The following is an 18,839-nucleotide window of genomic DNA, read 5'->3' as shown; positions in this document are numbered from 1 at the left end:
ACAGACATATAAAAGACGAGGAGGTGAGTTGTGGACGCAGTGATCGACAACCTGCCGCTGTTCCTGGAAGGTTTCCGGAACACTCTGGGCCTGCTCATCATCGCGGGAGTGGGCGCATCCGTACTCGGGCTGATCGTCGCAGCCATGCGCATCTCACCGATCTCGTCATTCCGCGTCTTCGCAACCGCCTATACGGAACTTGTTCGCAACACCCCGCTTACGCTCGTCCTGTTCTTTTGCGCCTACCTTCTGCCCCTTTTAGAGTTCAGCCCGGGATACTTCCAGCTGGCCGCTATCGGGCTCACGGTGTATACCTCTCCGTTCGTAGCCGAGGCCCTGCGGTCCGGCGTGAACGGCGTGCACGTGGGACAAGCCGAAGCGGCACGCAGCGTGGGCCTCACCTTCGGACAAACGCTCACCTTCGTGGTGATGCCCCAAGCCATCCGCATGGTGGTACCACCCCTGATCAATGTGATCATCGCTCTCACCAAGAACACTTCGGTCGCCGGTGCGTTCTTCGTATTCGAACTTTTCGGCGCCGCACGCAGGGTGACCAACGACCGGGGTGATGCTGTGATCCCCATTTTGCTCGCGGTCGCCGCGTTCTACCTGGTCGTCACTATTCCTCTCGGCCTTATCGCCGGCAGGATCGAGAAGAAGGTGGCGGTGCTCCGATGAGTTCTGTACTGTACGACGCCCCGGGACCGAAGTCTCGCGCGCGATCGCGTCTCATCTCCGTTATCGGAACAATTATCCTGGCCGCTGGCTTGCTCGCTCTGATCGTGGTGCTCGGCCTGCCTAAGACCAGCGCTAACGGCGCGGTGCAGCCGGGCCTGTGGGATATCAGCCGCTGGGACGTTTTCAACGACCTGCTGGTTTGGCGTACCCTCGGGTTCGGCGCCCTTGCGACCCTGCGCATGGCCGCGGTGGCCGCCGTTTTCGCGCTCCTGATCGGAGTACTGTTTTCCTTTGGGCGTTTGTCGGCATCCGCTTGGATTCGGGTGCCCACCACGGTGCTGCTTGAATTCTTCCGCGGTATGCCCGTGCTGCTCATGATGCTCTTCATCCTGTTGGTGTTCGCCACCGGATCGTTCTGGGCGGGTGTAGCGGCTCTGTCCGTGTACAACGGCGCCATCATCGGCGAGGCGCTCCGCGCAGGAATCAACGCCCTGCCGCGTGGTCAGCGCGAGGCTGGACTCGCTATCGGACTTACCCCGGTGGCCACCCGGTTCCGCATTGAGTTTCCGCAGGCATTTCGTCAGATGCTGCCGATCATCATCGCCCAGCTGGTGGTGCTACTCAAGGACACGTCCTTGGCTTTCATCGTGGGCTACAACGAACTCCTCCGGGCCGGACTGAACCAGCTAGCCAACTTCTTCGGCGATCAATATAAGTTCTCGTTCTTCTTCATCGTGCTCGCCATCTATCTGACCTTGAACTTGTCGCTGTCGTGGCTGGCACGCAGAATTGCCAAGCGCACCGGGCCGCAGGCTGGCAGCGTCACCACGGACTCCGCCGCCCCGGTCGACCCGCACTTGGGCGACCCACATGCGGTGGATGCCGAGAGCAGAAGCCACGCGTCGCAAGGCGGCTAAACTCAGGGACTGTGTCTGATTCCGCTGGTCCCATCGACCCACCCGCCATTACCGAAGCCGCCGTCAATATCGCGGTTGACGCCGCACTGGCCGCCATTGCCACCGCCGACACGACCGCCGCCCTCAGGCTCGTGCGCAGCGAGCACGCGGGGGAGTCTTCACCGCTGTCGAAGCTCAACGCCTTGATGCGCAGCGTGCCCGGCAACCAGAAGGCCGCTGCCGGCAAGCTCGTCGGCCAAGCGCGCGGCGCCGTCACCAAGGCGTTGACCGCTCGCGAAGATGACATTGGCAGCGCTGAAGCCGCCGCCCGCCTGCTCGCCGAAACGGTAGACGTCACCGCCGCAGCGTCAACCTGGAAACCGGGGGCGCGGCATCCGATCTCACTGCTCAGCGAACGCGCCGCCGACGTCTTCGTGGCCATGGGCTGGGAGGTCGCCGAAGGCCCGGAGCTTGAAAACGAATGGTTCAACTTCGACGGGCTCAACTTCGACGAGGACCACCCGGCCCGCGCCATGCAAGACACCTTCTTCGTCGAACCGACGGATGCCCACCTCGTTCTACGCACGCAAACCTCACCCGTGCAGCTGCGCGCATTGCTCTCGCGTGAGCTGCCGGTCTACGTGGTCGCGCCCGGACGGGTTTTTCGCACCGACGAACTCGACGCAACGCACACGCCGGTCTTTCACCAGATCGAGGGCATCGCCATCGACAAGGGCCTCACCATGGCCAACCTGCGCGGCACGCTCGACCACTTCGTGCAGGCTCTGTTCGGTCCAGAAGCCAAGGTGCGCCTGCGCCCGAACTACTTTCCATTCACCGAACCGAGCGCAGAGCTCGACGTCTGGCACCCGACCTTCAAGGACGGGGCACGCTGGATCGAGTGGGGTGGCTGCGGCATGGTGCACGCCAACGTGCTGCGCTCCGCCGGGATCGACCCCGAGGTCTACTCCGGGTTCGCGTTCGGGGTGGGCGTGGAACGAGCTGTGATGTTTAGAAATGACGTAAAGGACATGCACGATATGGTCGAGGGCGATATTCGGTTCAGCCAGCAGTATGGGATGACGGTCTGATGCGGGTACCACTTTCCTGGCTCGGCGAATTCGTCGACCTCGCCCCCGGCACCACGCCGGAAGACGTACATGCTGCCCTCGTGAGCGTCGGTCTCGAAGAGGAAGATATTCACCGTTTCGACGTGTCCGGCCCGATCGTGGTCGGCGAGGTGCTCGAATTCGTCGGCGAAGAGCAGACCAACGGCAAGACCATCAACTGGTGCCAGGTGCGAGTTGCGCCGGGCGACGAGCTCGCCGCTGACGGCGGGCCGGCTATCCACGGCATCATCTGTGGCGCCCACAACTTCGCCATCGGCGACAAGGTCGTCGTGACCCTGCCCGGTGCTTCGCTGCCGGGTCCGTTTCCCATTGCGGCCCGCAAGACCTACGGCCATATCTCCGACGGCATGATCGCCTCCGCTCGTGAACTCGGCCTCGGCGACGAGCACGATGGAATTCTGCTGCTGGCTTCGCTCGGCATCGACGCTCCGGTCGGAACGGATGCGATCCCCCTGCTGGGCCTCGATGACAGCGCCGTCGAGATCAACGTCACCCCCGATCGCGGCTATGCCTTCTCCATTCGCGGCGTCGCCCGCGAATACTCGCACGCCACCGGCGTGCCGTTTCGGGACCCTGCGCTGGCACCGACGGTCGTGGCCCCGGTCACCCGGTTCCCCGTGACGATCGACGACCAGGCTCCGATTCGGGACCGAACCGGAGCAAGCGTGTTCGTCACCCGCGTCGTGCGCGGCGTCGACCCGACCCGGCCGACCCCGGCCTGGATGATCGCGCGACTGGGGCTGGTCGGCATCCGCTCGATTTCGCTCGTCGTTGACGTGACCAACTATGTGATGTTCGAGCTCGGCCAGCCGTTGCACGGCTACGACCTGGACAAGCTGGCCGGCGGCATCATCGTGCGGCGCGCGACCGCCGGGGAGAAATTCACCACCCTCGACGCGGTCACCCGCACGCTCGACGTTGAAGATTTGCTGATCACCGATGAATCCGGGCCGATCGGTTTGGCCGGTGTAATGGGCGGGGCAAGCACGGAGATCAGTGCGCAGACGGTCAACGTGCTCGTCGAGGCCGCCAACTTCGACCCGGTGTCGATCGCGCGCTCGGCCCGCCGTCATAAGCTGCCGAGCGAGGCAAGCAAGCGGTTCGAACGCGGTGTCGACCCGCGCGTGGCCGCTGTCGCTGCCGAACGCGTGGTGCAGCTGCTCGTGGACCTGGCCGGGGGAGTCGCCGACGCACTCGGTTCGGTCTATGACGAAGCTCCGGTACCCCAGCCGATCCTGCTGCCGACCGGGTTCGTTTCTGGTCTCATCGGCCTCGCCTACACCGGCGACGAGGTGCGCGATGCGCTCGTCGACGTCGGTGCTTCGTTGGTCGAATCCGACGGCGACCTGCAGGTCACCCCGCCGAGCTGGCGCCCCGACCTGACGGATAAGTGTACCCTCGCCGAGGAGGTCGCCCGCATCGTCGGCTACGACCGCATTCCCTCGGTGCTGCCCGTCGCGCCGCCCGGCCGTGGCCTGACCCGCACGCAGACTCTGCGCCGGACTGTCGCTCACACCCTGGCAGCCACCGGTCACACCGAGGTCTTGACCTACCCGTTCGTTTCCGAGCGGGCGAACAACGTGTTCGGGGTGGCCGTTTCACCCGCCGTGTCCGCCGGCGCGAGCACGGCGGATGCGGCATCCGTTGTGCCGATTACGGTGCCGGTTTCGGTGCCGCCTTCGGTGCCGCAGATCAAGGTCGCTAATCCGCTCGACGGTGAGGCACCGTTTCTGCGCACCTCGATGCTGCCGGGCCTGTTGCAGATCGCGCACCGCAACCGGTCACGCGGACTGGTCGACGTGGCCATCTACGAGCAGGGACTAATCTTTCGGCCCGAGGTTGGCGTGAAATACGGCATGGCAGTGCTCCCGGCCGGCGCCGCGCGCCCGAGCGCCGAGGCTGAGGCGGCCCTGAACGCGGGAATTGTTCCGCAGCCACTAATGGTCGGAATCGTTCTCGTCGGCAATGACGTGCGGCACCAACCCGGACAGCCTGCCGTTGGAGCCGGCTGGCAGTCCGCGTTGGCCACTGCGCAGCAGGTGGCACTGGCTACCGGAGTGCGCATCGAAGTACGCCAGGGCCAGCACCCGGCGATGCACCCGGGCCGCACTGCCGAGCTGTTCGTCACCGTGCAGGGTTCGACCGTGCAGGCTACGACTGTGTCGGCTTCGACCGTGTCGGCTTCGACTGTGTCGGCTTCGACTGTGTCGGTGGGATTCGCCGGAGAACTGCTCCCCACGGTCGCCGACGACTATGACCTTCCCGCTGTCGTGGCCGTTGCCGAGATCAACCTCGGGCTCGTCTTCGCGCAGGCCGACGATGACTTGACGGTCACGCCGATCCGCACGATGCCTGCTGCGACGCAGGACCTTTCGCTCGTCGTCTCGGTTTCGGTGCCGGCTGCCGCCCTGGGCGCGGTCGTCGCCGAGGGGGCGGGCGACCTGCTCGAGAGCATCGACCTGGTCGACGACTACCGTGGTGCCGGAGTTGAGTCCGGCCAGAAGTCGCTCACCTTCGGACTGCGATTTCGCGGCGAGGAGCGTACGCTGACCGCCGCCGAAGCGAGCGCCGCGCGCTTGTCCGGGGTTGCCCTCGCTGCGGATCGCTTCGGGGCGGCCCTGCGCGAATAGCAGCCGGGGGCCTGAGTGCCCTGACCAGCGGATGCCGCGGCCCGCGGCATCCGCTGGTCAGGGCACTCGTTCGGGACGCGGGCACTCAGTGCCCGGGGTGCGGCGAACTGTAACGAGTGCCGTGGGCTGTTCCCGTCAGGTGTAGGCGCGGGATCCGCTTGTGGTGGCACTCGTTCGGGACGCGGGCACTCCTTCCAACGGGTGCCGCGAGTCCCAACGGGTGCTGCGAGTCCTGACGGGTGCTGCGAGTCCTGACGGGTGCTGCGAGTCCTGACGGGTGCTGCGAGTCCTGACGGGTGCCGCGAGTCCTGACGGGTGCCGCGAGTCCTGACGGGTGCCGCGAACGCAGGGTGCAGGGTCAGCGGGTGCGCGGCACACCCTTTTCGCAGAGGAACCGGTAGAACTCCACGGCATTGAGGGCCAGGTTCCAGCCCCAGCGGTTGAAACTCGTCACAAACGGGCGAAGCACGCTCTCCCGATCCTTCTCGGCCAGGACCACCCCCACCACGTCCTTCCCGTTCATGACCGCTGCGCGGGTGTACTTGGTGTGCCCGTCAAACTCTCCGATCTTGCGCACACCCCGCCAGAAGTAGTCCACGAAGTACGAGCGGCCAGCGACGTCAAATCGCACCTGCAGTTCGGGAATCTGAAACTTCAGTTCCTCGAAGCGCACTCTGCTGAGCGACTCGCCGGCGTTGGCCGAGAGTTCGTCGGCAAACGTGATGGCCCGCTCAGCAGCCTGGCGCCCGGTACGGGGACGCACCGCGTCCAGTTCCGCAAAGAGCACCGCCTTCGTGATCGCCGGAACGCCCGGATTTCCCGCGCCGGGCACCACCCGCCTGCTCTCCTGGTGAAGCACGTGGTCGATCATCGTCACTCCGGTGAGAAAACTGCACCCTGCAGCGATATCGACAAGGGTGCGAGCGAGGCTGGTCACCGCGACACCGGCGATGAGTGTTGCATTCGGATCGGCGACGGCACAATGGGTGGTGACGAGCCGGTGACTGCTGCCGCCATGGGCGTCGGGGACGAGGGCATGCACCGTGACGGGCCAGGCGCCAATCAGTGGTAATCCGTGCATGGCCGCGGCCGAATGGTGTGAGAGCACCAGTGGTCGTTTGGCCGCCCCGGCAGTGGCACGCGTGAACAGGCGGTATTGCCCGTCGAGACCACACGCCTGCCACTTCGTGCCGAGCGCGTACCAACCGCGTCGAAGACGCCGGAGCTCGCCCCGTCTCACCAGCAAGCCCACGGCGTGCGCATTCATCCCGGCCCCACGAAGGGCATCAGCCGTGATGAGCCCGTCGCCGAGCACATCCTGCGTTTCCAAGGCCTCCAACATGCCCCCACTCTGCCGCGGAACAGGAGCCGGTCCTCGTTTGGCGCAACAACTGTGGGGAACTCGGCACGAGCATTCACTGTGCAGAGAGCGGATGCTCCGACTCTCGTGGCACTCGTTTCGGATGCGGGCACTTGGTGTTCGGGGTGCCGCAAACTCTAACGCGTGCCGCGAGTCGCGACTGGGGGCCGGCGCGCGGCATCCGTCGTCGTGGCACTCGCTAGAGAAGCCGGCACTTCCCGTCAGGGGTGCCGTGAACCAGCAGGGGTGCTGTGAACCAGCAGGGGTGCCGTGAACCAGCAGGGGTGCCGTGAACCAGGCCGAGGACAGCGACGGCGAGCGGATGCCCCCCCGCACGCGTGACGCCCCGCACGCGTGACGCCCCGCGCGAGCGCGGAAATCGGGCCGCCGGGGCCGCGCTAGGTTTAACACATGGTCTTTTCGGTGGCAGTGGCGGGTGCGAGCGGGTATGCGGGCGGCGAACTGCTGCGGCTGCTTTCCGGTCACCCCGAATTCGAGGTGCGCACGGTCACCGCGCACAGCAATGCCGGACAGCGCCTGGTCGACGTGCAGCCTCAGCTGCGTTCGCTCGCCCACCTGACCCTCGTCGACACGACCCCGGAAAATCTCAGCGGCCACGACGCTGTCTTCGTCGCCCTGCCGCACGGAAAATCCGGTGAGCTGACGGCGCACCTGCCCAATGACACCCTCGTCGTGGACTGCGGCGCCGACCACCGCCTCGAAAACCCCGACGACTGGGCGGCGTTTTACGGCGGTGACTACTTCGGTTCGTGGACCTATGGGGTGCCCGAACTGGTCACGGCCAACGGCAAACAGCGCGACAGAATTGTTGCCGCACGCCGCATCGCCGCGCCCGGCTGCAACGCCAGCACTGTCGCGCTCGCCCTGGCCCCCGGCATCCATGCGGGAGTGATCGAAGCGCAGGACCTCGTTGCGGTACTCGCCGTCGGCCCGAGTGGCGCCGGCAAGAGTCTCAAGTTGCCAAACCTCGCTGCCGAGATCCTGGGCTCGGCCAACCCCTATGCGGTCGGCGGCACTCATCGGCATATTCCCGAGATCGTGCAGGCGCTGCGCTGGGCCCAAAGCGCCGCATCCACGTCGGCACGAGACGCGACCATCTCGTTCACGCCGGTGATCGTGCCCATGTCGCGCGGCATCCTCGCGACGGCGACCGCCCGACTGGTACCCGGCACAAGCGCCGCCGCCGTGCGCGCTGCCTGGGAGAGCGCCTACGCCGACGAACCGTTTGTGCACGTACTTCCTGAGGGACATTTTCCGCGCACGGCCGATGTGCTCGGCGCCAACACCGCTCTGATCGGACTGGCCGTCGACGAGGCAGCCGGCCGCGTCGTCACGATCACCGCCATCGACAATCTTGTCAAGGGCACCGCCGGCGCTGCCATCCAATCTGCCAACATTGCCCTCGGTCTGACCGAAACTCTCGGTCTGACCATGAATGGAGTTGCTCCGTGAGTGTCACCCATCCCGCCGGTTTCGCTGCTGCCGGCGTCACGGCCGGCCTGAAAAAGTCCGGCGGGCTCGACCTCGCCCTCGTGCACAACCTCGGCCCGCTGCAGAACGCCGCCACCGTGTTCACGAGCAACCGCTGCCAGGCCAACCCCGTCATCTGGAGTACCCAGGTCATGAGCGACGGTCGCGTCAGCGCCATCGTGCTCAACTCCGGAGGCGCCAACTGTTACACCGGCAGCATCGGCTTCCAGACCACCCATGCCACGGCCGAAGCCGTCGCGACCCGCCTCGACATCTCTTCCGGCGACGTTTTGGTCTGCTCCACCGGACTGATCGGTGAACAACTCGACCTCGACCTCGTCACCGCGGGAGTCTGGGACGCCACCCTCCATATCAAGACGGATGCCGCAACCACCCCGGCCGCCGGCCTCCTGGCCGCGCAGGCGATCATGACTACCGACACCCGTCCGAAGGAAGCCGCGCACACCTCTGCCGCCGGTTGGAGCATTGGCGCCATGGCCAAGGGTGCCGGCATGCTCGCTCCGGGGCTGGCCACGATGCTCGTGGTCATCACGACCGACGCCGTGCTCGACTCGGCCGACCTCGACACGGCGCTTCGCGCGGCGACCCGGGTCACCTTCGATCGCCTCGATTCCGACGGCTGCATGTCGACCAACGACACCGTGAGCCTGCTCTGCTCCGGTGCAAGCGGCGTCGCCGCCGACAATGACGAATTCAGCATCGCCCTCATCGAGATCTGCCGCGACCTCGTCTTACAGTTACAGGGAGACGCCGAGGGTGCCGCGCACGACGTGGCGATCACCGTCACCAACGCGGTCTCCGACGATGAGGCGGTGACCGTGGCCCGTGCCGTCTCGCGCAGCAACCTGTTCAAATCGGCCATCTTCGGCAACGATCCGAACTGGGGCCGCGTGCTCGCCGCCGTCGGAACGGTGCCGGTCGACGACGCCGCCTTCGACCCGTACGGCATCGATGTCGCCATCAACGGCGTTCAGGTGTGTACCGCGGGTGAGCCCGATCAGCCGCGCGAGCTCGTCGACCTCTCGGGCCGCGGCGTGACTGTGCTCATCGACCTGCATGCCGGCAGCGCAACGGCCACCCTGTGGACCAACGACCTCACCCACGACTATGTCGAAGAGAACAGCGCGTACTCGAGCTGATCATGACCGAAACACCGAGAACTAACGCCGAGACCAGCCAGGCCGAAGCATCCGTCAAGGCGGCAACGCTGATCGAAGCGTTGCCGTGGCTCAAACGCTTTCACGACCAGATCATCGTCGTGAAGTTCGGCGGCAACGCCATGGTGAGCGAAGAGCTGCAGCGCTCGTTCGCCGAAGACATGGTCTACCTGCGATACGCGGGCATCCGACCGGTCGTCGTACACGGCGGCGGCCCGCAGATCTCCGCCATGCTGGCGCGCCTCGGCATCGAGAGCGAGTTTCGTGGCGGCTACCGGGTGACCACGCCCGAAGCGATGGACGTGGTGCGCATGGTGCTCACCGGCCAGATCAATCGCGACCTGGTCAGTCACATCAACCAGCACGGTCCGCTCGCCGCGGGACTCTCCGGTGAAGACGCCGGCCTGTTTCGCGGGCGCCGGCGCGGCGTGGTCATCGACGGCGAGGAGGTTGATCTCGGACTCGTCGGCGATGTCATCGGCGTCGACCCCGAAGCAGTACTCGCCCAGCTCGCAGCCGGCCGTATACCGGTGGTCTCGTCGATCGCTCCCGATACGGATGTTCCGGGCCAGTCCCTCAACGTCAACGCCGACGCTGCTGCTGCCGCACTCGCTATCGCGCTGGGCGCGGCCAAGCTCGTGATTCTCACCGACGTCGCCGGTTTGTATCGAGACTGGCCCAACCGGGATTCGCTCGTGTCGATCATCGATGTGGTCGAATTACGCGGTCTGCTGCCCGACCTGGAATCGGGGATGATCCCCAAGATGACGGCCTGTCTCGATGCCGTCGACGGTGGCGTCGCTAAAGCTGCGATCATCGACGGGCGAGTGCCGCACTCGATCCTGCTCGAAATTTTCACTGGAAGCGGCATCGGCACGGAGGTAGTACCGGCATGATTGAAGATTCTTGGCAGAATCGGTTCGCCGATTCGATGATGCGCACGTTCAGCCCGCCACTGGCCATGCTTGTGCGCGGTGAGGGCTGCTACGTCTGGGACGAGAAGGGCACGCAATACCTGGACTTTCTGGCCGGCATCGCGGTGAATTCGCTCGGTCACGCACACCCTGAGGTCGTTGCTGCCGTGACCCGGCAGATCGGCACGATCAGCCATGTCTCCAACTATTTCGCCACGCCGCCGCAGATTGAACTGGCCGAACGCCTCAAACGCATCACCGGCGCCGGTGAAACGGGCCGTGTCTACTTCTGCAATTCCGGTGCCGAGGCCAACGAGGCAGCGTTCAAACTGGCCAGGCTCAACAACCAAGGACACCGCAGCCGCATCATCGCGCTGCACGACTCCTTCCACGGCCGCACCATGGGCGCGCTCGCCCTGTCGGGCAAGCCGAACATGCGCGAGGCGTTCGAGCCCGTGCCCGGCGGAGTCGAACACATTGACAGCACGATCAAGGCCCTCGAAGCCACCATCGACAACACCGTCGCCGCCCTATTCCTCGAACCGGTCAAAGGCGAGGCGGGCGTCATCGACCTGCCGGAAGGGTTCCTCAAGCGTGCCCGTGAGCTGTGCACCGAGCATGGCGTACTCCTGATCCTCGATGAGATCCAGACCGGTATCGCCCGCACCGGCGCCTGGTTCGCCTACAACCACGCTGAAATACTGCCGGATGCCGTCACCATCGCCAAGGGGATGGGTGGCGGTGTCCCCATTGGCGCGCTCGTCACCTTCGGCTGGGCCTCTGAACTGTTCCGTCGCGGCCAGCACGGCTCGACCTTCGCCGGCAACCCGCTCGTCACCGCGACCGCCAACGCCGTGCTCGGCGTGATCGAACGTGATGACCTGGCCGCCAACGCCGCTGTGAGGGGCCAGCAGCTGCGCGAGATCATTCTCGGCTTCCACTCGCCGCTGATCGACGAGGTGCGCGGGCGCGGCCTGCTGCTCGGCATCGGCCTGACCGAACCGGTCGCCTTGAAGCTCGGCGCGGCCGCGCTCGCCCAGGGCCTCATCGTCAACGCCGCCAACGAGACCAGCATTCGTATCGCCCCACCCCTGATCGTGGGGGACGCTGAGCTGGCCGACTTCCAGGAACGGTTCGGGCGAGCACTGGCCAGCCTCTAGGCTGGACGAATCCCACTTTGCGCGGGTTTCGCACCGGCGCGGGACTACCAACCGGGGGGAGCGGTATCCGCTCACCTGCTACCTAACAACCGAAAGTGACACCGTGACCCGCCATTTCCTGCGCGACGACGACATCTCCCCGGCCGAACAGGCCGAGATTCTCGATCTGGCCCTGGAGCTGAAGCGAGACCGATTCGCAGTGCGCCCGCTCGCCGGCCCGCAGACCGTCGCGGTCATTTTCGACAAGTCCTCCACCCGTACCCGAGTGTCCTTCGCGGTCGGCATCGCCGACCTCGGCGGCAGCCCCCTCATCATCAGTACCGCGAACAGTCAGCTCGGTGGCAAGGAGACCGCCTCCGACACGGCCCGCGTGCTCGAACGCCAGGTCGCCGCGATCGTCTGGCGCACCTACGGCCAGGCCGGACTCGAGGAAATGGCGCTCGGCACGACCGTGCCCGTGATCAACGCGCTCAGCGATGATTTTCACCCTTGCCAGCTTCTCGCCGACCTGCTCACCCTCCGCGAACACCGCGGTGACCTCGCCGGCCAGACCCTCGCCTTTCTCGGTGACGGTGCCTGCAACATGGGTCAGTCCTATTTACTGGCGGGAGCGACCGCTGGCATGCACGTGCGCATCGCGTCACCGGTCGGCTACACCCCGACCGACCAGGTGGTAGCGGATGCGACGGCCATCGCCGCCCGCACCGGCGGCTCGGTCGCTTTGTTCACCGACCCGCGCGAAGCCGTCACCGGCGTCGACGTGGTCATCACCGACACCTGGGTGTCGATGGGCAAGGAAGACGAGAAGGCCACCCGGCTCGGCGACCTCGGCCAGTACCGGGTCGACGCTACTCTGATGGGCCTGGCGAAGCCGGGCGCCCACTTCATGCACTGCCTGCCGGCAGACCGCGGCTACGAGGTGACCGCCGATGTCATCGACGGGCCGCAGAGCATCATCTGGGACGAGGCCGAGAACCGCCTGCACGCCCAAAAAGCCCTGCTGGTCTGGTTGCTCGCGCAAAACGCGGCCTGACCGTCTGGCTCTCGCCTTCTGGACGGGGCCTGGGCCCGGGCCCGGGGCCCAGTTTATAAACTGGGCCCGCGGACGGGGCCCGGGCCCCGACCGCAGTGCAGGGAGGGCAGGCGGGCGGGGGAACGGCGCCCACAACGTAAACTTTAGACAGATCAAGATTTAGGGAGAAGCATGGCGGAACGCGTTGTACTCGCATACTCGGGCGGACTGGATACCTCGGTCGGCATCGGCTGGCTCAAGGATGCCACCGGTAAAGAGGTCGTAGCCCTCGCCGTCGACGTCGGTCAGGAGGGCGAAGACATGGACGTGATCCGTCAGCGCGCCTTGGACTGCGGCGCAGTCGAATCCATCGTCATCGACGCGAAAGACGAGTTCGCCAACGACTACATCGTGCCGACGCTCAAGGCGAACGCCCTGTATCAGAAGCGCTACCCGCTCGTCTCGGCCATCAGCCGACCGCTGATCGCCAAGTACCTGGCCTCCACCGCCAAGGAGCTCGGCGCCGACAGCGTCGCGCACGGATGCACCGGCAAGGGCAACGACCAGGTTCGGTTCGAAGCGGCCGTCGCGGCCCTCGCACCCGACCTGACCTCGCTCGCCCCGGTGCGGGACTTCGCGCTGACCCGCGACAAAGCCATCGAGTACGCCGCCAAGCACGACCTGCCCATCATGCAGTCCAAGAAGAGCCCGTACTCGGTAGACCAGAACGTCTGGGGTCGCGCCGTCGAGACCGGGTTCCTCGAAGACCCGTGGAACGCGCCGATCGAGGACCTCTACACCTATACCCAGGACCCATCGGTCACTCGCGCCCCCACCGAGGTCGTCATCTCCTTCGAGCAAGGGGTGCCCGTTGCCATTGATGGCAAGAAGGTCACCCCGCTGCAGATGATTCAGTTGATGAACCGTCTCGCTGGTGACCAGGGGGTCGGCCGCATCGACATCGTCGAGGACCGCCTCGTCGGCATCAAGAGCCGCGAGATCTATGAGGCGCCGGCCGGCATCGCACTGATTGCTGCGCACGAAGAGCTCGAGAACATGACCGTGGAACGTGACGTCGCCCGCTACAAGCGGGGTGTCGAGAGCAAGTGGGCCGAGCTCGTCTACGACGGTCTCTGGTTCTCGGGTCTGAAGAAGAGCCTTGACGTGTTCATCGAGGACACTCAGAAGCACGTGACGGGCGACATCCGCTTGAAGATGCACGCCGGCACCGCCGTCGTCACCGGTCGTTCCAGCACGACGAGCCTGTACGACTTCAATCTCGCCACCTACGACACCGGCGACTCCTTCGACCAGTCCATGGCCAAGGGATTCATCGAGCTGTGGTCGTTGCCGAGCAAGATCGCGGCCCGCCGCGACGCCGCCGAAAAGTAGGGCGCGCGCGTGTCGAGTGAGAAGAACGCGAACCGCGCCGGAGCGGCGGGCGCCCTCTGGGGCGGCCGTTTCGCTGGGGGACCGTCGCCGGAACTGGCGCGGCTGAGCAAGTCGACCCAGTTCGACTGGATGCTGGCCGAATACGACCTGCAGGGCAGCCGCGCGCACGCACGGGCCCTGGCCGCCGCCGGGTATCTCACCGACACCGAACTCACCCAGATGGTCGGCGCGCTCGAAGAGCTCGAGCGCGCCGTCATCGCCGGCGATTTTCTCCCCGCCGATGCCGACGAAGACGTGCACTCGGCGCTGGAGCGGGGTCTGATCGGTATCATCGGCGTCGAGATCGGGGGCAAGCTCCGCGCTGGCCGCAGCCGCAACGACCAGGTCGCGACGCTCGTGCGCATGTGGCTGCGTGATCACGCCGCCATCCTCGCCTCGCTCGTCATCGAACTCATTGATGCCCTCGCCGCTCAGGCCGAAGCGCACGAAAGCGCCATCATGCCCGGCCGCACCCATCTGCAGCACGCCCAACCGGTGCTGCTCGCGCACCACCTGCTGGCGCACTGCTGGCCGCTCGTGCGTGACCTGGACCGCTTTGCGGACTGGGGCCGGCGAGCGGATGCGTCCCCCTACGGTTCCGGCGCCCTCGCCGGTAACACCCTCGGTCTCGACGCGCATCTCGTCGCCGCTGACCTCGGCTTCGCCGCCGTGGTCGAGAACTCCATCGACGGCACCGCGAGCCGCGACCTGGTCGCTGAATTCGCCTACATCACCGCACAAATCGGCATCGACATGTCGCGGCTGGCCGAGGAGATCATTCTCTGGAACACCCGCGAATTCGGTTTCGTCACCCTCGACGATGCCTATTCCACCGGCTCGTCGATCATGCCGCAGAAGAAGAATCCCGACATTGCCGAGCTCGCTCGCGGCAAGTCCGGCCGAATGATCGGCAACCTCACCGGGCTGCTCACCACGCTCAAGGGTCTGCCGCTCGCCTACAACCGCGACCTGCAGGAAGACAAGGAGCCGGTTCTCGACTCGATCAACACCCTGGAAGTGCTGCTGCCCGCTTTCACCGGCATGGTCGCCACCCTCACTTTTCACACCGAACGCATGGCCGAGCTCGCTCCGCAGGGTTTCTCCCTTGCCACGGATGTCGCGGAGTGGCTGGTCAAACGCCATGTATCGTTCCGTGACGCGCACGAAATCACCGGTTCTTTGGTGAAGTTCGCTGAGATCAACGGACTCGACCTACACGAAGTCGACGACGAGGCGTTGCTCGTGATCTCGCCGCACCTCGTTCCCCAGGTGCGCGAAGTGCTCACCATCCGCGGGTCGGTCGAGAGTCGTGACGGCGCCGGCGGAACCGCTCCGGTACGCGTCGCCGAGCAGCGTGCCCTCCTCGTGGCCCGCGTACGCGACCTGACGGCCGTCCTCAGCCGGTAGAGCAGCCGTATCGGCGGTGCGAACCTGTGACGGTGAGGTGCTAAATCGGCACGCTAGGCGAGGGCCATCGGCACGAGGGCGGCGCACGCGCACGCCCAGGTGAGGCTCGACAGGGTGCCGATGATGAACCGCTCGCGCGATTCGGCCGCGGCTAGCTCCGTGAAGCGGCCCACGCCCTTGATGGCGACGACCACGGCGATCGCTTCGGGAAAACCGGCCAGGATCGCGCCGGCCACGGCAAGGCGTTCCAGGATGCCGATGGTCACCCCGCCGCGCAGCACCTCGTGCGTCTCCAGGTCGCTGACCCCGGCCATGGTCGGGGCCGGTTTGCCGGCGTTCAGCACCATGATTCCGCCATGCTGGCCCGGCGGTACCGAGTTGTTGGTGGCGAGATCAAGCGCCAGTACTGCAACCGGGCCGCCCCCGACCACGGCGAGGGCGAGGGCGAGCATGCCGATCACGATACCGAAGGCGCTCGGGCCGGTGCCAACGGGCACCGCGGCGAGCACGAGGGCAACGACGAGACCACCGATGGCCGCAATCGCGAAGAGCTGTCGGTGCAGTTTGAAGGCGATCGCGGCGCAGGTGAGCGAGGCGAGCGTGACCAGGAGCAGGGCGACCCAGTAGAGAAATGTGAGGACGGTGAAGGTCATGCGGAGTTATCCGTTTCAGTCGGGCGATGATCGAGCTGCTCCAGCAGCCTAACCAACGCCGGCCGCGCGGCCTGCTCAACCCGATACTGCGCCGCTTTGAGCCGTTGGCTCACGGCACCGGTCGTGATTTTGAGCTCTGCAGCGATATCGATTTGGGCCAGGCCGCGTTCGAACAGGTCGCCGGCCTGCCAGCCTTGCCGGGTTCGGCGTTGACGCAGCAGCAGGATCATGGTGAAGAGCGCCTCGATACCGGGGGAGTCGGCATGCGTTGGATCGACCTCGAGAGCAAAGTGCGCCTCGGTTCTCTTAGCGCGCAGCACGGCGTCGCGGGCCGCGATGAAAGCGCCGCCGGTGGCCTGTCTGGTCGACGCCGGTAGGGGAGCGCGCACGGTTCCGACACCGAGCCCGACGCTCCAATGGCCGGAACGATGCAACGCGAGAATCGCATCGAGCGTGGGCCGGGCCGCCGATAGGAGTAACTGAATCTCATCGCCGGCGGTTTGGTCGGGCGGCAGGCCGAACGCCTCGGGGCTCTGTGCCACGAGCTGCGCGATCATCTCGCGCGCGCGATCGTGATCGTTACGGCTGCCGATCTGGTCGGCGGTGATGACAAACATGGTCCCAGGCTCCGTCCTGCATTCAATGTAGTTAAGTCCACAGGCTAAATCTAGTCGATTATAGTCTCTAACCTAAATTACACCGGCGAAAGAACGGATGCTGCGGATACTTCGGCGAGCTGGCCCGGCTGATAATCTAAAGCGCGTGTCAGACCCCACCATCCTCGCCCAGCAGACCAATGATCCCTCCTTCGACTCGGTGTGGGAGGAGATCAACTGGCGCGGCCTCGTGCACGTCTCCACCGACGAGACCGAGCTCAAGGCGCTGCTCGATGGTGACCCGATCACCTATTACTGCGGATTCGACCCGACCGCGCCGAGCCTGCACCTCGGCAACCTCGTGCAGCTGCTGCTGATGCGGCGTTTGCAACTGGCGGGACACCGCCCGCTGGGACTGGTAGGCGGCTCGACCGGACTCATCGGCGACCCGCGCCCCACCGCCGAGCGAACGCTCACCCCCACCGACACCGTCGCGGAATGGGTGGGCTACCTGCAGGCGCAGGTCTCGCGGTTCCTCAGCTCCGAGGGCGACAACGCCGTCACCCTGGTGAACAACCTCGACTGGACCGCGCCGCTGTCTGCCATCGATTTCCTACGCGAAATCGGTAAGTACTACCGCGTGGGCACCATGCTCAAGAAAGATGCCGTCAGCGCGCGCTTGAACTCCGACGCCGGCATCAGCTACACCGAGTTCAGCTACCAGATACTCCAGGGCCTCGATTACCTGGAGCTGTTCCGCAGCTACGGTTGTGTGCTGCAAACCGGCGGCAGCGATCAGTGGGGCAACCTCACAAGCGGAACCGACCTCATCCGTCGCGCCGAAAGCGGCACGGTGCACGCCATCGGCACCCCGCTCATCACCAACAGTGACGGAACCAAGTTCGGCAAGAGCGAGGGTAATGCGGTGTGGCTCGACCCGAATCTCACCAGCCCCTACGCGTTCTACCAGTTCTGGCTCAACACCGACGATGCCGACGTGGTCTTTCGGCTCAAGGTCTTCACGTTCCTCTCCCGGGGCGACATCGAGCGATTCGCCGAGCTCGTCGAAACCGAACCGTTCCGGCGTGAAGCGCAGCGTCGGCTCGCCCTCGAAGTGACCAGCCTCGTGCATGGGCACGCGGCAACGGATGCTGCCATCCACGCCGCCGAGGCACTGTTCGGCCAGGGCGACCTCGCCGAGCTGGATCCCGATACCCTCGAGGCCGCCCTGCGCGAACTTCCACACACCACGACGTCGCCGCACGCCACGGTGCTGCAGCTACTCGTCGACACCGAACTCTCGAAGAGTATCGGTGACGCCCGACGGGCCGTGCAACAGGGTGGGGTGTACTTGAACAACGAGAAGGTCACGAGTGTCGACCTGACCATTGAAGGATCGGTACTTCCCGGGGGAGTAGCGGTTCTGCGTCGCGGCAAGAAAACGCTTGCGGGAATTTTCGTCGAGTAGTGCGTTCTCAGCGGCGCAGTCATCCGCTACCGGCTCGGTTTAACGCGCAGCCCCCACGAATATCCTTCCCGCAGCGGTAGTCGACGTTGTCGAGGGCGGGTCGGTTGCGCAGGGCAACAGGTGGGGATGGCAAGATGTCGTCGTGGAAACTCTTCGAACCGAACGCCTGCTGCTGCGCCCCTGGACCCTGGATGACACCGACTTTGTTTTCGGGCTCTACTCGCTATGGTCTGTGCAACAGCACATTGGGTTGCATCCGCGCGTCATGACCTCGCGCGCCGAGGCGATCGCCGTTATCTCGCGCTGGCAGGGCATGGAACATCCTATTCATGCCATCAGGGCGGTAACGGATGCCGACACCGGCGAGATCTTCGGCAACCTGCTGCTCAAGTCCATCCCGGCATCGAGCGCGGCGACACCGCTCGAGCCATCGGGGGACACCGAGATCGGCTGGCACTTTCACCCGAACGCGTGGCGCCGTGGCTACGCGACCGAAGCGGCAGCGGCTGTACTGGCTGAAGGCTGGAAAACCGGACTTGACCGTGTCGTTGCGGTGACGACACCGAGTAATCGCCCGTCGCAGCGTGTCTGCCTACGCATCGGTATGACGCACAACGGAAGAACCGACCAGTACTACAACTCCGTGAGCGAACTCTTCGTGGCCGTCGCCCCCGAGTCATAACCAGCTCTCTCGGAGACACGGCCCGGCCGGCGCGGGCCGGCTTTCGTTCGGGGGAGTGGATGCTGGTGGTGCGACACGCCCGGGTGGGGGGCGTTTTGACGGGTGGGTGTGGTGGCCGTAATGTATCTATACGTACCCCAAAGGTGCGGAAAG

Annotated in this window: 16 protein-coding genes; 13 read left to right on the top strand and 3 right to left on the bottom strand. The window is 65.6% G+C overall.

From position 1 onward, the window contains the following. Positions 1–30 precede the first annotated feature (30 nt). Genes E3T27_RS12630 through pheT form a run of 4 tightly spaced genes read left to right on the top strand, consistent with a single transcriptional unit; the run spans position 31 to position 5,334 of the window. On the top strand, positions 31–678 hold the full coding sequence (locus E3T27_RS12630) for an amino acid ABC transporter permease (RefSeq protein WP_104196968.1): 648 nt from the start codon (positions 31–33) through the stop codon (positions 676–678). After that, positions 675–1,595: an amino acid ABC transporter permease gene (locus tag E3T27_RS12625; RefSeq protein ID WP_134548706.1), complete on the top strand. Its 921-nt coding sequence runs from the start codon at positions 675–677 to the stop codon at positions 1,593–1,595. The genes E3T27_RS12630 and E3T27_RS12625 overlap by 4 nt, the downstream gene beginning before the upstream one ends. 11 nt (positions 1,596–1,606) lie before the next feature. Then, positions 1,607–2,665, top strand: coding sequence for a phenylalanine--tRNA ligase subunit alpha (gene pheS, locus E3T27_RS12620; RefSeq protein WP_104196966.1), 1,059 nt, complete (start codon positions 1,607–1,609; stop codon positions 2,663–2,665). Next, complete coding sequence (gene pheT, locus E3T27_RS12615; protein ID WP_134573168.1) at positions 2,665–5,334, top strand: phenylalanine--tRNA ligase subunit beta; 2,670 nt, start codon at positions 2,665–2,667, stop codon at positions 5,332–5,334. Before pheS ends, pheT begins: the two co-directional genes overlap by 1 nt. Before the next feature lie 358 nt (positions 5,335–5,692). On the opposite strand, the gene E3T27_RS12610 is transcribed toward pheT, so the two are convergent. Then, positions 5,693–6,676, bottom strand: coding sequence for a hypothetical protein (locus tag E3T27_RS12610; protein ID WP_134573166.1), 984 nt, complete (start codon positions 6,674–6,676; stop codon positions 5,693–5,695). Positions 6,677–7,105: 429 nt separating this feature from the next. Between E3T27_RS12610 and argC the strand changes: the two genes are divergently transcribed. The 7 genes from argC to argH all read left to right on the top strand — a co-directional run bounded on the left by argC (position 7,106) and on the right by argH (position 15,287). Then, positions 7,106–8,167: an N-acetyl-gamma-glutamyl-phosphate reductase gene (gene argC, locus E3T27_RS12605; RefSeq protein WP_134573164.1), complete on the top strand. Its 1,062-nt coding sequence runs from the start codon at positions 7,106–7,108 to the stop codon at positions 8,165–8,167. Continuing rightward, the gene (gene argJ, locus E3T27_RS12600) at positions 8,164–9,345 is read left to right on the top strand and encodes a bifunctional glutamate N-acetyltransferase/amino-acid acetyltransferase ArgJ (protein WP_134573162.1); all 1,182 of its coding nucleotides are present in this window, start codon (positions 8,164–8,166) and stop codon (positions 9,343–9,345) included. The genes argC and argJ overlap by 4 nt, the downstream gene beginning before the upstream one ends. Positions 9,346–9,347: 2 nt before the next feature. Beyond that, on the top strand, positions 9,348–10,259 hold the full coding sequence (gene argB / locus E3T27_RS12595; protein WP_134573160.1) for an acetylglutamate kinase: 912 nt from the start codon (positions 9,348–9,350) through the stop codon (positions 10,257–10,259). Continuing rightward, the gene (locus E3T27_RS12590; protein ID WP_104196960.1) at positions 10,256–11,437 is read left to right on the top strand and encodes an acetylornithine transaminase; all 1,182 of its coding nucleotides are present in this window, start codon (positions 10,256–10,258) and stop codon (positions 11,435–11,437) included. Before argB ends, E3T27_RS12590 begins: the two co-directional genes overlap by 4 nt. A gap of 103 nt (positions 11,438–11,540) precedes the next feature. Continuing rightward, positions 11,541–12,470 (top strand): ornithine carbamoyltransferase, encoded by a 930-nt coding sequence (gene argF / locus E3T27_RS12585; protein WP_104196959.1) that lies wholly within the window; start codon positions 11,541–11,543, stop codon positions 12,468–12,470. Positions 12,471–12,641: 171 nt separating this feature from the next. Further along, a complete protein-coding gene (locus E3T27_RS12580; protein WP_104196958.1) occupies positions 12,642–13,841 on the top strand; it encodes an argininosuccinate synthase in 1,200 nt (399 codons plus the stop codon). A 9-nt stretch (positions 13,842–13,850) separates the two neighbouring features. After that, complete coding sequence (argH, locus tag E3T27_RS12575) at positions 13,851–15,287, top strand: argininosuccinate lyase (protein WP_134573158.1); 1,437 nt, start codon at positions 13,851–13,853, stop codon at positions 15,285–15,287. Between the two features lie 53 nt (positions 15,288–15,340). Here the strand turns inward: argH and E3T27_RS12570 are convergent, their stop codons facing one another. Together E3T27_RS12570 and E3T27_RS12565 are read right to left on the bottom strand one after the other, a co-directional pair. Then, positions 15,341–15,940 (bottom strand): hypothetical protein, encoded by a 600-nt coding sequence (locus E3T27_RS12570; protein ID WP_104196956.1) that lies wholly within the window; start codon positions 15,938–15,940, stop codon positions 15,341–15,343. Continuing rightward, positions 15,937–16,557 (bottom strand): DNA-binding protein, encoded by a 621-nt coding sequence (locus E3T27_RS12565; RefSeq protein WP_134573156.1) that lies wholly within the window; start codon positions 16,555–16,557, stop codon positions 15,937–15,939. Before E3T27_RS12565 ends, E3T27_RS12570 begins: the two co-directional genes overlap by 4 nt. Positions 16,558–16,702: 145 nt before the next feature. On the opposite strand from E3T27_RS12565, the gene tyrS reads away from it, so the two are divergent. After that, entirely contained in the window at positions 16,703–18,004 is a 1,302-nt protein-coding gene (gene tyrS / locus E3T27_RS12560; RefSeq protein WP_241992242.1) for a tyrosine--tRNA ligase, read from the top strand. A 142-nt stretch (positions 18,005–18,146) separates the two neighbouring features. After that, positions 18,147–18,686 (top strand): GNAT family N-acetyltransferase, encoded by a 540-nt coding sequence (locus tag E3T27_RS12555; protein ID WP_104196953.1) that lies wholly within the window; start codon positions 18,147–18,149, stop codon positions 18,684–18,686. The last annotated feature ends 153 nt before the right edge of the window (positions 18,687–18,839 follow it).

The sequence above is a fragment of the Cryobacterium lyxosi genome (assembly GCF_004403345.1).
GTDB lineage: Bacteria > Actinomycetota > Actinomycetes > Actinomycetales > Microbacteriaceae > Cryobacterium > Cryobacterium lyxosi.
This window is presented reverse-complemented; position numbering and strand designations above follow the sequence as displayed.

What these genes read in the sequence shown, in the direction of transcription:
- pheT (WP_134573168.1), top strand. Translation starts at nt 2,665, where the DNA reads ATGCGGGTACCACTTTCCTGGCTCGGCGAATTCGTCGACCTCGCCCCC.
- E3T27_RS12570 (WP_104196956.1), bottom strand. Translation starts at nt 15,940, where the DNA reads ATGACCTTCACCGTCCTCACATTTCTCTACTGGGTCGCCCTGCTCCTG.
- E3T27_RS12625 (WP_134548706.1), top strand. Translation starts at nt 675, where the DNA reads ATGAGTTCTGTACTGTACGACGCCCCGGGACCGAAGTCTCGCGCGCGA.
- E3T27_RS12580 (WP_104196958.1), top strand. Translation starts at nt 12,642, where the DNA reads ATGGCGGAACGCGTTGTACTCGCATACTCGGGCGGACTGGATACCTCG.
- E3T27_RS12610 (WP_134573166.1), bottom strand. Translation starts at nt 6,676, where the DNA reads ATGTTGGAGGCCTTGGAAACGCAGGATGTGCTCGGCGACGGGCTCATC.
- E3T27_RS12565 (WP_134573156.1), bottom strand. Translation starts at nt 16,557, where the DNA reads ATGTTTGTCATCACCGCCGACCAGATCGGCAGCCGTAACGATCACGAT.
- E3T27_RS12590 (WP_104196960.1), top strand. Translation starts at nt 10,256, where the DNA reads ATGATTGAAGATTCTTGGCAGAATCGGTTCGCCGATTCGATGATGCGC.
- argC (WP_134573164.1), top strand. Translation starts at nt 7,106, where the DNA reads ATGGTCTTTTCGGTGGCAGTGGCGGGTGCGAGCGGGTATGCGGGCGGC.
- argB (WP_134573160.1), top strand. Translation starts at nt 9,348, where the DNA reads ATGACCGAAACACCGAGAACTAACGCCGAGACCAGCCAGGCCGAAGCA.